Genomic DNA, 13,389 nt, shown 5'->3' with positions numbered 1-13,389 from the left:
GGATCGTTTTCGTTGAGCTTCGACCTGCCGCGCAACATCATCCTTCCGGTCGACGCCGTCGATGTCAGGCTCGACCCCGGCCCGCATCCGTTCGAACGCGATAATGCGCAAGCGATCGCCGAGAATTGGCGGCGCGAGACCGGAGCCAACCCGGCGTTGTTCGACGGCACAGTGGTGCTGCTTTCGGCGCTCCGCTATCGCGACAACAGCCTCGTCGGTCGCTGCCATGCGGTGCGCTACTCGACCTTCATGCTTTGGCGCGGCAATCGCCAGGTGGCGGGGGCCGAGCACGCCTATGCCCATGCCATGCTGGTCGCCGGCGACAATGCGCTGGTGGCGATCCGCATGGCGTCGCACACCGTCAATGCCGGTCGCGTCTACTTCGCCGCCGGCTCGTTCGAGCCAACCGATTTCCGCGACGGCCTTGTCGATGTCGACTTCAACATGATCCGCGAGGTGCAGGAAGAAACCGGCCTCGACCTTGCCGGCGCGGCGCGCGGCAGGCGCTACTATGCCCTGTCGACGGCAACCGGCACGGTGATCTTTCGCCGCTATCGCGAAGCGGCATCCGCCGACGAGATCGCGCAGCGCATCAGCGCCTTTGTCGCCACCGAGGCAGAGCCGGAGATCGACGGGCCTGTCATCATCCGCAGTGCCGATGACCTGCCGGACGGGCTGATGCCGCACATGAAGCCACTGATCGAGTGGCATTTTGCCGACAAGGACTAACGCATCGGGCCGAAAATCGGAATCGATTTTCGGAAAGCACGATGCGCAGATTCAAAGTGTTAGAGCGTACTTGTGCGTCCAAGTGGACGCACGTCGCTCTAATGACGCATTTTGTTTTCGATGGTTTTGCGGTCGTAGCGGGCGGCGACGAAAAACAGCATGACGCCGATACCCAGCACCGCACCCATCGCCGTTCCCATCGTCTGACCGACAACCTGCTGGAAGTCGGCGGTGACATGATCGGGGTTGGCCATGCCATAGCTGGCCAAGTACCACCAAAGCCCCGCCAATGCGGCCTCGATGATCACCGTCACCAAAGCCACTCGCTCTTTCTTGCTCATCCCACTATCCCCCTATCCCCAAGGCGATTGCTAGCACCGCGGGCTGTTCCGCGACAGGGGCAGGGCGACGGCCGCGTCAATATTTTGGGGACATCTGAAGGCGACGCACGCCGCGCCGCGCTATTCATGCCTCAGCGCGTCGATCGGATCGAGCCGCGCGCCGCGCAGCGCCGGGAAGAAACCGAATACCATGCCGATCAGCGCCGAGAAGCCGACGGCGAGCAGGATCACCGCCGGGCTTGGCGCAAACGGGATGGCCAGCGTCAGCGAGGCGACGCCGGCCAGCGCCAGGCCGATCAGGATGCCGATGATGCCGCCGAGCAGCGACAGCACGGTCGCCTCGACGAGGAACTGGATGAGGATGTGCTTTTCATGCGCGCCGATGGCCAGCCTTATGCCGATCTCGCGGGTGCGCTCGGTGACCGACACCAGCATGATGTTCATGATGCCGATGCCGCCGACCAACAGGCTGACGCCGGCGACCGCTCCCAGCATGCCGGTCATCGTAGTGGTGGCGCTCGCCATGGCGTCGGCAATCTGGGTCATGTCGCGTATCGAGAAGTCGTCTTCGCGGTCCGGCGGGATGCGGCGTGCATCGCGCAAGATGTCCTCGACGCGCGGCAGCAGCTCGGTGGTCGGCGTCCTGTCGTCGGCGGCGACGTAGATCGAATCGATGTCGCGGTTGCCGGCGATCCGACGCTGGTAGGCGGCGAGCGGCATCAGCACGACATTGTCCTGATCCTGGCCGAAGCCGGTATAGCCCTTCGGCTCGAGCAGGCCGATGATCTTGCACGAGGTGCGGTTGACGCGAATGATCTCGCCTTCGGGGTCGCCGGCGCCGAAGAACTGCTGGCGCACGGTTTCGCCGATCAGGCAGACGCCGGTGCCCGAGCGGATTTCAGAATCGCTGAACGGTCGGCCCGAGACCAGCTTCCAGTCGCGCGCATCGAGATAGGCGCTGTCGGTGCCGGTGACACCCGACGTAAGGCTTTCGGTGCCGAAGATGACACGGACCTGCTTTTGCGAGGCAGGCGAGATGGCGCGGGCGCCGCTCAGATGGGTGACGAGCGCGGCAAGTTCCTTGCTGCCGAGCGGACGTGTGGCCTGGTCGAGCCCTCCCGGTCCGCCGGGTCCGGCCGGACGGCCGGGGCGGACAACCAGCAAATTGCTGCCGAGCTTGGAAATGTCGGCCTTTACCTTTTCAGTGGTGCCCGAGCCGATGGTGAGCATGGCGATGACGGCCGCAACGCCGATGACGATGCCGAGCAGCGTCAGAAACGAGCGCAGCACGTTGCGGCGCACTGAAAGCAGCGAGAGGCGGACGGTTTCCCAGATCATGGTTACACCACCTCAAGGTTCATGGCATCGGAGGCGACGTGGCCGTCGAGGAAGCGAATTGTGCGCTCGGCATAAGCAGCGACATCGGCCTCGTGGGTGACCATGGCGATGGTCAGGCCAAGCTCGGTGTTCAGCCGCGTCAGCAGCTCCATGATCTCGTGCGTGCGTGCGGTGTCGAGATTGCCGGTCGGTTCGTCGGCGACGAGCAGGGTCGGCCTGGTGACGATGGCGCGCGCGATCGCCACGCGCTGCTGCTGGCCGCCGGAGAGCTCGGCCGGCGTGTGGTGCTCGCGGCCGACAAGGCCGACCTCGGCCAGCGCCTTCATCGCGAGGTCGTGACGCTCGCGGGCGGCGACGCCGCGATAGATCAGCGGCAGTTCGACATTCTCCACCGCGGTGGTGCGCGGCAGGAGATTGTAGCCCTGGAAGACGAAGCCGACATAGAGATTGCGCAGCATGGCGCGGCGGTTGCGGTCGAGGCGGCCAGCATCGATGCCCATGAAGCTGTAGGTTCCGGCCGTCGGCGTGTCGAGGCAGCCGATGATGTTCATCGCCGTCGATTTGCCCGAGCCGGACGGACCCATGATGGCGACGGATTCGCCGCTGCGGATGGCAAGATCGACGCCAGCCAGCGCATGCACCGTGGCCTCGCCCTGGCCATAGCTCTTCCAGACCTTGTCGAAGGTGATGAGCAGCGAGCCTGACATGATTTCAGCTCCGCTGCTGCGCTGCGATGATGACTTGCGCACCTTCTGCGAGACCGGAGGTGATCTCGGTCAGCTCGCCATCGGTGGAGCCGACTTTGACGTTGACCGGCCGGGGCCGGCCATTCTCCAGCACGTAGAGCGTGCGCGAGCCGTCGGTGGGCTGCGCCGTCGCCTGGCGCTGGCGGTTGCCGCGTGGACGGCCCATACGGCCCGTGAACAGGTCGCTCAGGCTCCACGCTCGGGCAGTGGATGCCGCCGGCCGGTAACGGAAAGCTGTCGACGGCACGGTGAGCACGCCCTTGGCCTGCCTGGTGACGACCGAAACGGTGGCAGTCATCCCGGGCCGCAACAGCAGCTCGTTGTTGTCGACCTCGAACCGCGCGTCGTAGGTGACGACGCCGTCGGTGGTGACCGAGGCATAAGAGATGTCGCGGATCTCGGCATCGAACGGCCGCTCGGGAAAGGCGTCGACGGTGAAGCGGGCATGCTGGCCGGGCTTGACCGCGCCGATGTCGGCCTCGTCGACCGCTGCCTTCAACTCCATGTTCCTCAGGTCGGCGGCGATGACGAACAGCACCGGCGCTTGCAGCGAGGAGGCAACCGTCTGGCCGGGATCGACCGAGCGCGTGAGAACGATGCCGTCGATGGGCGCATAGATGGTGCTTTTGGCGAAGTCCGTCTGCTGCGCCTTGAGATCGGCATTGGCGATGGCCAGATTGGCTTTGGCGCTGTCGAGCGCTGCCTTTGAGCGGTCGCGCGTCGCTGTCGCCGCTTCAAGCGACTGGTCAGTCGCCATGCCGCGCTTGGTGAGCGCCGCCGCGCGCGCAACCGCCCTTTCGTTTTCGGTGAGGGTTACGGTGGCGGTCTCGACATTGGCGGCCGCCGCCTTGGCGGAAGCCTCGGCGCGCTCGATCTGCACCTCCAGCTTGGTGGTGTCGAGCGCCGCCAGCACATCGCCCTTCTTCACCTGCTGGTTCTCGTTGACCGCGACCGAGCGGACGACGCCGGACAGTTCGCTCGAAATGTCGACTTGGGTGAGCGGCTGCAGCGTGCCGGTCGCCGATACTTCGACCGTGAGGTCGGCGACAGCGGCCGGCACAGTGGTATAGTCGATCTTGGCGGGAGACGCGGCATACCATTGGTACCCCGCCAGGCTTGCGGCGACGACGACCAGCACAAGCAGGCCATAAAGCCAGCCGCGACGCCGTTTCTTCTTCAGACCCAGGCGGTCGAGCCCGAGTGCCGTCTTTATGTCGGAAGTGGATTCCGTCTTTGGCAGATTGACAATCTGGTCCACGCCGGACCCCTATAATACCAGTGATGTCCCAACCGGTGCACTGATCAGGCCGAATGGTTCAAATATCAAATTAAATTTCGCCCATGTTTGGGCCCCTGTTGGGATTGAGGCAGAAGGCTTTCTACAATGCTGACCCGGAATTACTTACTTTACGACGTGTTCACCACCGAGCGGCTGGGCGGCAATCCGCTGGCCGTCGTGCTTGACAGCAAGGGACTGGACACAGCCGCGATGCAGGCTATCGCGGGCGAGTTCAACCTGTCGGAAACCGTTTTCGTGCTGCCGCCCGACAATCCCAAGCACCGCGCCCGCATCCGCATCTTCACGCCCGACCATGAGATGCCGTTCGCCGGCCATCCGACGGTGGGCGCTGCGATTGCACTTGCCGAAATGGCTGGCGATGGCGACACCGCCGGCATCTTCGTCCTGGAAGAAAACATCGGCCCGGTGCGCTGCGCCGTCAGCAAGCACGCTGGCGCCAGCTTTGCCGAGTTCGACCTGGCCAAACTGCCGGAGCAGCTGGAATTGTCCGCCGACCCGGAGGCGATCGGGGCGGCACTTGGCCTGGGGCCGCACGAAATCGGCTTCGAAAACCACCGCGTCTCGTTCTGGTCGGCCGGCGTGCCCTACGTGACCATTCCGGTCGCCGATCTGGAGGCGGCGGCCCGGATAAGGCTGGATAACCAGGCGTGGTCGGAACTGGCCCCCCGCAAGAGCGATTGGGCCCTCGCCAGCCCGTATGTCTATTGCCGCGAGACGGTGAACCACGACAGCGCCTTTCATGTCCGCATGATCGTGCCGGGCAATCCATCCTATGAAGATCCGGCGACCGGTTCGGCGGCGGCCGCCTTCGCCGGCGCTATCATGCATTTCGACGGTCCGAGAGAGGGTGTTTCCCAGCGTTGGATCGAACAAGGGCTGGAGATGGGGCGGCCTTCGCGCATCCGCCTCGAACTGAATGTCGAAGGCGGCAAACTGGCCGCCGCCCGCATCGGCGGCCATGCCGTCAAGGTGGCGGAAGGCCGGATGTTCGTCTGATCGCGATCGGCTCGAGCCGATTTGTCGGGAAATGAATCCGGCAGGGCTGGACATGGCGGATGGCGGCGGCTATATGCCCGCCGACGCTGGTTTTACCGGCGAGTGGGTGCGTAGCTCAGTTGGTAGAGCAGCTGACTCTTAATCAGCGGGTCACAGGTTCGATCCCTGTCGCACCCACCATTTAATCCGTTGATATTACTCGCTTTCTCGCTGCCTGAAAGAGTGTCGCGAACATAGCGGTTCCAAATCTGACGGTTAGTTTCCAATTCGCGTTCGGTTCCAGTTGCAGCCTCAGCCTTTGGGCGGCTTGGACACGTCTTCTTCCGACATGGGCCTTTCTGGTCCGGCGTTCTCGCCAATACCGGACTTGTGGGCAAAACTATAGAGAAGGCCTGCCGCGACCAGCACCAAAAGCGTGCCGAGTGCCGCCACTTGCCACAGACCGAGCCCGCAGGCCACGCCGATTGCCCCGGAGAGCCACATGCCAGCCCCGGTCGTCAGCCCGTGAACCTCGCCCTTCGAAAACAAAATCGTTCCGGCAGCAAGGAACGCGACGCCGGCGGTGACCGCTTCGACAACGCGAATCGGATCGACCCTTACGGAATCCTGCTGAAACATCGGCGCGTGAATAATTTCAATCGTCAGAATACCGAAGGTAGCCGCCGCCACGCAGACCAGGATATGGGTGCGAAGCCCGGCAGGCCGATTTCGCCATTCGCGTTCGAAGCCGATCGCCGCACCGAAGATCGACGCCAAGAGAAGCCTCGCCGCAATAACGGGAAACGGGACGTATGTCGGATGGCCGAATTCCTGGAGAAGCTGTTGCATGCGTAACCCGGGCTGACCGGCCACAACGTGCTCGGGCCGGCCAGGTTCCCCAGGGCAAGACTTGATTCCAAGTTGACGAGATTACTTCTCTGAAACACTGGCCTCGGCAAAGCTTGCCATGCGGGCATGGCATTCGAGCGCGGAGCGGACGATGTTGACGGCGAGGCAGGCGCCGGAGCCTTCGCCGAGCCGCATGCCGAGGTCGAGCAGCGGCGGCAGGCCGAGCGCCTCGAGCAGCCGGCGATGGCCGGATTCGGCCGAGACATGGGCGGCAAGCGTGTGGGCGAGGCCGGCGGGGTGCAACCTTGCCAAGGGCGCGGCGGCGGCGGTGCAGACGAAGCCGTCGAGCAGCACCGGCACGCCTGAATGGCGCGCGGCCAGCGTCGCACCGAAAATGGCGGCGAGTTCGCGCCCGCCAAGGGCTGCCGCGATCCCCAGCGGGTCGGCAAGGGCCTCGGCGTGGCGCTTGAGGCCGGCTTCGATGGCAGTGATCTTGCGCACCAGGCCGGCATCGTCGACGCCGGTGCCGCGCCCGGCCCATTTTTCCGCGCCGCCGCCAAAAAGGGCGGCCGAGATGGCTGCCGCCGGCGTGGTGTTGCCGATACCCATTTCGCCGAAACAGACGAGGTCGAGGTCTTTGGTCACCGCGCCGTAGCCGGCCGAGACGGCGGCGAGGAAGGCTTCGCCGTCCATTGCCGGCACTTGCGTGAAATCGCCGGTCGGATAATCGAGGTTGAGCGGAATGACATCGAGCTCGGCACCGGCAATGCGGGCAAGCTGGTTGATGGCGGCGCCGCCGCCGGCGAAATTCGCCACCATCTGCACGGTGACTTCCGACGGGAAGGCCGACACGCCCTGTGCGGTGACGCCGTGGTTGCCGGCAAAGACCAGGACTTTTACGCGATCGAGCCGCGGTATGTCGCGGCCCTGCCAGCGGGCCAGCCATGCGGCTATGGATTCCAATCGGCCAAGGCTGCCTTGCGGCTTGGTCAGCGTGTCCTGGCGGCGGGCGACCGCATTTGCCGCGGCGTCGCTGCCGGCAGGCAGATCGAGGCAGGCCGCGCGCAATTCATCAAGCGATTTGAAAGGCATGGGGGAAAAATCTCCGAAACAGAGTCAGGAAAGGCAAACGGAAGCGACGAGCAGGATTGCGATCTCGCCAGACTGCTGCAGCGCGCCGACCGTGTCGCCGGACTGGCCGCCGATCTGGTTGCGGCACAGCTCGCGGAAGGCGGCAAACAAAAGACCGAGCAGGATGAATGCGGCGACCGCGCCACCGAACCCTAGCAGCAGCAGCGCGACGGCGCCGAGCACGGCGCCGGCAATGGCGGTTTCGGCCGAGACGGGGCCTGCATCGGCCGAGAGGCCGTCGCTGCGCGCCGCCGGCAACAGATGCATGAAAGCGCCGAACAAGCCGCGCGAGGCGGCATGCGCGGCAATCAGAGCCCAGAACACGTACGCCGGGCCGGCGAATTCCGAAAGCACGCTCCAGCGGATAAGCAGCGACAGGGCGAGCGCGCAGGCGCCATAGGCGCCGATGCGGCTGTCGCGCATGATCTCCAGTTTTTTCTCGCGTGTCCTGCCGCCGCCAAAGCCGTCGGCGACATCCGAAAGCCCGTCCTCATGCATGCAGCCGGTGGCGAGCAAGGTTGCGGCCAAGGTCAGTGCTGCTGCCGGGCCGGCGGCAAGACCGAGCCAGGTCCCGACCGCGTAGACCAAGCCGCCGATCAGCGCGACGGCAAGGCCGGCGACCGGCGCCGCCCAGATCGCGGCAGCAAGGCTGCGGTCCCGAAAATCGACGACCGGCAGCGGCAGCCGGGTGAAGAAGACGACGCAGAGCGCGATGTCATCGAGGATTTGCCGAGTGGAGAGTGTCATGTTCTGGAGTTTGAGCATGATCTATTCCGAAAACCGGGCCCACTTTTCGGGATCATGCTCTAGCCTCTCGCAATGGCATGGAAGAACGTGCCGCTGACATGGCCGCGGCGGTAGCCGGAGGTGCCGAGCGGATTGCCTTGGCCATCAGCGAGGTCGGCCAAGGGTTCGTCACTGCCGGTGGCAATCATCTGCGCATAGTGGAATTCGTGGCCGCGGATCAGCGCGCCTTGGTCTCCCAGCGGACAATCGGCGCGCAGCCGCGCCTCGCGGTAGCCGAGGTTCATCTTTCGCTTGGCAAAGCTGGTCGAGTGACCGAGCAGGCCGAGCATGGCGTGCGTCTCGCCCGATGCGTCCTCCAGCGCTTTGCCGAGCACCATGAAGCCGCCGCACTCGCCATGCACCGGCCGTGTTGCCGCAAACGCCTCGATGCCGGCCCTGAAATTCGCAGCCGCCGCAAGCCGGCCGGCGTGAAGCTCGGGATAGCCGCCGGGCAGCCAGCAGACATCGCAATTTTCGCCGGGCGCTTCGTCGGCAAGCGGCGAGAAGCGGATGATTTCAGCCCCTGCCTTGCGCCAATGCGCGGCGACATGCGGATAGAGGAAGGTGAAGGCGGCATCCTCTGCCAGTGCGATGCGCTGGCCGGGCGGTGGCAGCGCGTCGCCGTAACTGCCGGTAGCGGGTGCGAAGGGCGCCGCCAGCGCCATGATGGCGTCGAGATCGAGCGAGCGTTCGACCATGTCGGCCAGCCGGTCGAGATGCGCCATCAGATTCTCGTATTCGCCGGCCTGGACGAGGCCGAGATGCCGCTCCGGCAGGTCGATCGAGGGATCGCGCAGGATCGCGCCGACCACCGGCAGGCCGATCGCCTCGATCGCGTCGCTGCAGAGACGTCGGTGGCGCTCGCTGCCCAGCCGGTTGAGCACGACGCCGGCCATGCGCACATCGGGGTCATAGCTGGCAAACCCCTTGGCGACGGCTGCCGCCGTGGTCGACTGTCCGGAAACGTCGAGCACCAGCAGCACCGGCAGGCCGTAGAGCCGTGCGAGATCGGCCGCCGAGCCGGTGCGGCCCGGAGCAACCGGAATCCCGTCGAACAGGCCCATGGCGCTTTCCAGGAAGATGAAATCGGCATCTTCAGTTGCGTCGCCGGCCAGCGCGTTGAGCAAAGCAGGCGGCATCGCCCAGCTGTCGAGATTGACGCCGGAAAGGCCTGTCGCGGCGGTGTGGAAACCTGGGTCGATATAATCGGGGCCGGATTTGGCGCCGCGCACCTTGAGGCCGCGCCGGGAAAGCGCGCGCAAGATACCGATGGTGACGCTGGTCTTGCCCGAGCCTGAGCGCGGCGCGCCGATGATGATCGCGCGGGTCATGGCTCGCCCGCCAATGCCGCGCGCATCGCGACGATGCCGCCGACGACGATCAGCGCCGGCGCGGTCAACCCGGCGGCGGCCGCCTCCTCGGCAATGGTGGCGAGGGTGGCGACGACGATGCGCTCCTGCGGCGTCGTCGCGGCGACGATCACTGCAGCAGGCGTCGAAGGCGGCAGGCCGCCGCCAAGCAGCGAGGCTGATATCAACGGCAGATTGGCCATGCCCATATAGACGACGACCGGCTGGCCGGTGCGGGCGATTGCTTTCCAGTCGAGGTCGTCGTCGGTGCCGGCGGCGTGGCCGGTGGCCAGGATCACCGCCTTGTTGATGCCGCGCATGGTGGCCGGGATGCCGGCTCCGGCAAGCGCGCTGAGGCCCGAGGTCAGGCCGGACAGCACGCGGAACGGGATGTTTTGGCGCGCCAGCGCCAGCGCCTCTTCGCCGCCGCGGCCGAAAATATAGGGGTCGCCGCCTTTCAGCCTGACGACGCGGCGGCCTTCTCGCGCCAGCCGCACCAGCAAAGCGGTGATGTCGTCCTGCTTCATCGACGGTTGGCCGCCACGCTTGCCGGCGTAAAAAAGCACGGCGCCCGACGCCACTGCCACGATATCGGGAGAGACCAGTGCGTCATAGACGAGGGCATCGCACTGCCCAAGTGCGGCCAGCACTTCCAGCGTCAGGCAGCCGGGATCGCCAGGGCCGGCGCCGGCCAGCCAGACATGGCCGGGCTCAAGCTGGCGCGGCTTGAAGTTGAGCCGGGCCAAAGCCTGTTCGATCGTGGTGTTTCCTCTGTTGTTTCTGGTGCCGTCGTTCACAATCCGTCCCGTCCGCGAAAACGCCGCTGGTAGTGGGCGTCGTAAAGTGAACTCTCGCCAAAGTTTTCCGCTGCCAGCGAGCGGCCGACAAAGATGATTGCCGTGCGCTCCATCGGATCGGCGGCCAGTTGCGCCTCGATCGTCGCCAGCGTGCCGGTCAGCACGCGCTCGTCCGGCCAGGAGGCACGGAAGACGACCGCTACCGGGCAATCGGCGCCATAGAACGGCGTCAGCTCGGCGACGATGCGGTCGATGACGTGGATGGCAAGATGAATGGCGAGCGTCGCGCCGGTGCGGCCGAAGCCGGCCAGGGTTTCGCCAGGCGGCATTTTGGACGCGCGGCCGGAGATGCGGGTCAGCACCAGGCTTTGCGCGACTTCGGGAATGGTCAGCTCGCGGCGAAGCACTGCCGCGGCAGCCGCGAAGGAGGGCACGCCCGGCGTCAGCGTATAGGCGATGCCGTGCTTCTCCAGCCGGCGGATCTGCTCGGCGACAGCGCTCCACACCGACAGGTCGCCGGAATGCAGGCGGGAGACATCGTGGCCGGCCTGGTGGGCCGCCAGGTACTCCGCTTCGATCTCGTCGAGCGACATCGGCGCGGTGTCGATCAGCTTCGTGCCGGGCGCGCAGTGCTGCAACAGTTCCGGGGCGACGATCGAGCCGGCATAGAGGCAGACCGGGCAGCTTGCCAGCAGCCGGCTGCCGCGCAAGGTGATGAGGTCGGCCGCGCCCGGTCCGGCGCCGATGAAGTGGACGGTCATGCGGCGTCTCCGCTGATGGCGATGGCGCAGGTGACCGGGCCAAGCACGGTGCGCGGCCCGAGCAGTTTTGCGCCTTTGCCCGCGGCAGCAAGCGCCGAGGCTTCGGAAACCGACGGCGTGCCGGCACGCGCCTGCGACAGGTCGGAACGGCTGATTGCGCGCGGCGACGCGGCCTCGAGCGCAGCGTCCTCGACAACGATCACTGGAAGAGCGAGTTCGCGGCCCGCAGAGAAGATTGCCTGCTCGTCCTGCTTCTGAGAAGCGGTGGCGAGCGCCGAAAGCGCCGTCATCGCCAGCCCATGTGCTTCCAGAACGGTTTCTATGGCGGCAAGCACATCCCTTGCGCTGACGCCCTTGCGACTGCCGATGCCCGCGACCATCATGGCTTGACCCAGCTCCATTGGCTGACCGGCATGGCCGGCCGCCAGGCCTGCATCGAGCCAACCGGCGAAGCGCGGGATAGTGCGATGCGGGTGAGATCGCCGCCGAGCGACGCGTGACGGGCGAGCAGCAGCGCCTCCATCTCCAGCGTCACCGCATTGGCGACCAGCCGGCCGCCAGCACGCAGGGCCTCGAGGGCCGTTTCCAGCACGCCGGTATCGCTGCCGCCACCGCCGATGAAGATCGCGTCCGGCGTCTCCAATCCGGCGAGCGCCTGCGGCGCCGAACCCTCTATCACGGCAAGTCCGGGCACGCCGCAGGCGGAACCGTTGCGGCGGATGCGGGCGGCGCGGGTTGGATCGGCCTCGATGGCAGTAGCGCGCATCGTCGGATGGGCGAGCATCCATTCGATGCCGATCGAGCCGGAGCCGGCGCCGATGTCCCACAGCAACTCGCCGCGCCTGGGGGCGAGGGCCGACAGGGTGATGGCGCGCACCTCGCGCTTGGTGATCTGGCCGTCATGCTCGAACAAGTGATCGGCAAGGCCCGATGTCAGCGGCAGGATGCGTGCTCCCGATGTTGAGTCAACTTCGACCGCCAGAACGTTGAGCGGATTGATCTTTTCCAGATCGAAGGCGTCTGCGCGCACCGAGCGCAGCCTTTCGTTCGGGCCGCCCAGCGCCTCAAGTGCCGTCATCTGCGAGACGCCGAAGCCGAGTTCGGCCAGCAGGCGCGCAATCGTTGCTGGTGCATCGCCGTCCGAGGTCAGCGCAAGGATGCGGGTGCCCGGATGCAGCAACGGCCGGATCAGGTCGAGCGAGCGGCCGTGCAGCGAAATGGTCTCGATATCCTGCAGCGCCCAGCCGAGGCGGGCGGCGGCCAGCGACATGGCCGAAGGCGCAGGAATCACCTGCATCTCCTGGGAAGGAATTTTGCGAGCAAGAGTGACGCCGACGCCATGGAAGAACGGATCGCCCGACGCCAGCACGCAGACTCGCCTGCCGGAAAGCGCCAGCACGTCGCGCATCTCGGCATCGAAAGGGGTCGGCCAGGCACGGGCTTCGCCTTTGGCGAGCGACACGACGAGCGCAAGGTGGCGCGTGCCGCCGAAGACGAATTCGGCCTCGGCGATCAGCCGCTTGGCCTCGTCACCGAGACCCGCTACACCGTCCTCGCCGATGCCGACGATTGTGAGCCATTTTGGTGTTGGCTGTTTATTGTTTGCCATGCCGCGCCGCCCCTCATCCGCCTGCCGGCACCTTCTCCCCGTATAGTGACGGGGAGAAGGGAACTGGCCGCAACGCTGGCGTCCCCCTCTCCCCGTCCTCCACGGGGAGAGGGTAAGGGTGAGGGGCAGCTCGGCGTGGCCTGACGTGGTGCCAATGAAGCGCATTCTGATCCTCGGCGGAACCACCGAAGCCCGGCAACTGGCGGGAAAGCTGGCCGCGCGTGCCGATCTTGCGATCACATTGTCGCTGGCCGGCCGCACTGAAAATCCTGTCGCGCAAGGCGTGCCGACGAGGGTAGGCGGTTTCGGCGGCGCCGACGGGCTGGCTGCCTACCTCCGCGAGACCCGCATCGAGCTGCTGGTCGACGCCACGCATACCTATGCGGCGCAGATCTCGGCCAATGCCGCGGCAGCGGCGCGAGAGGCCGGCGTGCCGATCGTTGCGCTCAGGCGCCCGGGCTGGGAGCCTGCCGAAGGCGACCGCTGGACGCTGGTCGACAGCGTTGGCAGCGCGGTGACGGCCCTGGCCGCTGCGCCACGCCGCGTTTTCCTGGCGCTTGGCCGGCAGGAGGTGGCCGCCCAGGGCGCGGCGGGCCCCGCCCAATATAAAGTCGGCCCCGGGGCGGCCGGCGGGGCCCCGCCCCCGGTGGGCGCCCCCGCCAGCCTCCCGGGGGCGGG

The 13,389-nt window shown here is 66.2% G+C and carries 15 protein-coding genes and 1 tRNA gene; 4 read left to right on the top strand and 12 right to left on the bottom strand.

The features are described 5' to 3' along the window. Nucleotides 1–12: 12 nt before the first annotated feature. Nucleotides 13–729 carry a hypothetical protein gene (locus tag AC0L3D_RS20560; protein ID WP_473630288.1) on the top strand — a complete coding sequence of 239 codons (717 nt, stop codon included), beginning with the start codon at nucleotides 13–15 and terminating at the stop codon, nucleotides 727–729. Nucleotides 730–827: 98 nt separating this feature from the next. On the opposite strand, the gene AC0L3D_RS20555 is transcribed toward AC0L3D_RS20560, so the two are convergent. The 4 genes from AC0L3D_RS20555 to AC0L3D_RS20540 form a co-directional block, all read right to left on the bottom strand. Beyond that, nucleotides 828–1,070, bottom strand: coding sequence for a hypothetical protein (locus tag AC0L3D_RS20555; protein WP_023798829.1), 243 nt, complete (start codon nucleotides 1,068–1,070; stop codon nucleotides 828–830). A gap of 120 nt (nucleotides 1,071–1,190) precedes the next feature. After that, nucleotides 1,191–2,408, bottom strand: a complete 1,218-nt coding sequence (locus AC0L3D_RS20550) for an ABC transporter permease (RefSeq protein WP_473630287.1) — start codon at nucleotides 2,406–2,408, stop codon at nucleotides 1,191–1,193. A gap of 2 nt (nucleotides 2,409–2,410) precedes the next feature. Continuing rightward, nucleotides 2,411–3,115, bottom strand: coding sequence for an ABC transporter ATP-binding protein (locus AC0L3D_RS20545; RefSeq protein WP_031254763.1), 705 nt, complete (start codon nucleotides 3,113–3,115; stop codon nucleotides 2,411–2,413). A 4-nt stretch (nucleotides 3,116–3,119) separates the two neighbouring features. Beyond that, nucleotides 3,120–4,412: an efflux RND transporter periplasmic adaptor subunit gene (locus tag AC0L3D_RS20540; RefSeq protein WP_473630286.1), complete on the bottom strand. Its 1,293-nt coding sequence runs from the start codon at nucleotides 4,410–4,412 to the stop codon at nucleotides 3,120–3,122. Nucleotides 4,413–4,538: 126 nt separating this feature from the next. Between AC0L3D_RS20540 and AC0L3D_RS20535 the strand changes: the two genes are divergently transcribed. Then, nucleotides 4,539–5,450: a PhzF family phenazine biosynthesis protein gene (locus AC0L3D_RS20535; protein WP_287327690.1), complete on the top strand. Its 912-nt coding sequence runs from the start codon at nucleotides 4,539–4,541 to the stop codon at nucleotides 5,448–5,450. Nucleotides 5,451–5,554: 104 nt separating this feature from the next. Further along, nucleotides 5,555–5,630 (top strand) — tRNA-Lys (locus AC0L3D_RS20530). 111 nt (nucleotides 5,631–5,741) lie between these two features. On the opposite strand, the gene AC0L3D_RS20525 is transcribed toward AC0L3D_RS20530, so the two are convergent. The 8 genes from AC0L3D_RS20525 to cbiE form a co-directional block, all read right to left on the bottom strand. Continuing rightward, nucleotides 5,742–6,278: an MgtC/SapB family protein gene (locus AC0L3D_RS20525; protein WP_473645655.1), complete on the bottom strand. Its 537-nt coding sequence runs from the start codon at nucleotides 6,276–6,278 to the stop codon at nucleotides 5,742–5,744. A gap of 81 nt (nucleotides 6,279–6,359) precedes the next feature. Next, the gene (gene cobT, locus AC0L3D_RS20520) at nucleotides 6,360–7,370 is read right to left on the bottom strand and encodes a nicotinate-nucleotide--dimethylbenzimidazole phosphoribosyltransferase (RefSeq protein ID WP_473630284.1); all 1,011 of its coding nucleotides are present in this window, start codon (nucleotides 7,368–7,370) and stop codon (nucleotides 6,360–6,362) included. 24 nt (nucleotides 7,371–7,394) lie between these two features. Continuing rightward, complete coding sequence (locus AC0L3D_RS20515) at nucleotides 7,395–8,174, bottom strand: adenosylcobinamide-GDP ribazoletransferase (RefSeq protein ID WP_473630283.1); 780 nt, start codon at nucleotides 8,172–8,174, stop codon at nucleotides 7,395–7,397. A gap of 41 nt (nucleotides 8,175–8,215) precedes the next feature. After that, nucleotides 8,216–9,526, bottom strand: a complete 1,311-nt coding sequence (locus AC0L3D_RS20510; RefSeq protein ID WP_473645653.1) for a cobyrinate a,c-diamide synthase — start codon at nucleotides 9,524–9,526, stop codon at nucleotides 8,216–8,218. Continuing rightward, nucleotides 9,523–10,341 (bottom strand): uroporphyrinogen-III C-methyltransferase, encoded by an 819-nt coding sequence (gene cobA, locus AC0L3D_RS20505; RefSeq protein WP_473645652.1) that lies wholly within the window; start codon nucleotides 10,339–10,341, stop codon nucleotides 9,523–9,525. The genes AC0L3D_RS20510 and cobA overlap by 4 nt, the downstream gene beginning before the upstream one ends. Beyond that, entirely contained in the window at nucleotides 10,338–11,102 is a 765-nt protein-coding gene (cobM, locus tag AC0L3D_RS20500; protein WP_473630280.1) for a precorrin-4 C(11)-methyltransferase, read from the bottom strand. The genes cobA and cobM overlap by 4 nt, the downstream gene beginning before the upstream one ends. Then, nucleotides 11,099–11,485: a cobalamin biosynthesis protein gene (locus AC0L3D_RS20495; protein ID WP_023798839.1), complete on the bottom strand. Its 387-nt coding sequence runs from the start codon at nucleotides 11,483–11,485 to the stop codon at nucleotides 11,099–11,101. The genes cobM and AC0L3D_RS20495 overlap by 4 nt, the downstream gene beginning before the upstream one ends. Beyond that, on the bottom strand, nucleotides 11,482–12,711 hold the full coding sequence (cbiE, locus tag AC0L3D_RS20490; protein WP_473645650.1) for a precorrin-6y C5,15-methyltransferase (decarboxylating) subunit CbiE: 1,230 nt from the start codon (nucleotides 12,709–12,711) through the stop codon (nucleotides 11,482–11,484). Before cbiE ends, AC0L3D_RS20495 begins: the two co-directional genes overlap by 4 nt. 154 nt (nucleotides 12,712–12,865) lie before the next feature. Here cbiE and AC0L3D_RS20485 point away from each other — a divergent pair. Continuing rightward, the coding region (locus tag AC0L3D_RS20485; RefSeq protein WP_473645687.1) for a precorrin-6A/cobalt-precorrin-6A reductase at nucleotides 12,866–13,389 on the top strand (524 nt) is incomplete at its 3' end.

Source organism: Mesorhizobium sp. WSM4837 (genome assembly GCF_055811435.1).
This window is presented reverse-complemented; position numbering and strand designations above follow the sequence as displayed.